Origin of the sequence: Bifidobacterium jacchi, from assembly GCF_009078285.1 — a bacterium.
Classification (GTDB): Bacteria; Actinomycetota; Actinomycetes; order Actinomycetales; family Bifidobacteriaceae; genus Bifidobacterium; species Bifidobacterium jacchi.
This window is the reverse complement of sequence record NZ_RQSP01000088.1, coordinates 2,028-2,251: the sequence shown is the minus strand read 5'-3', so window position 1 is coordinate 2,251 and position 224 is coordinate 2,028. Positions and strand designations below refer to the sequence as shown.

Genomic DNA, 224 nt, shown 5'->3' with positions numbered 1-224 from the left:
TCCGAATACCAGCCAATACCTTCGTATCTCCAACCCTTGGCAACGAGCATGTTGCGCTCCGCCGCATTCATCGTATAGTGATGGTCGCCTGCATTTCGATTATACAAACGATACACCGGGGTCTTAGAGGAGGCTGGAGCAATCCAACCCACTCCTTCGTACCTCCAACCCTTGGCAACGAGCATGTTGCGCTCCGCGCCGTTCGCTGTATAGAAATGTTCGCC

1 pseudogene is annotated in these 224 nt (G+C 53.6%); it reads right to left on the bottom strand.

Annotated elements, in window-relative coordinates:
- Nucleotides 1-224: pseudogene (locus tag EHS19_RS11135) on the bottom strand (hypothetical protein); the annotation flags it as partial.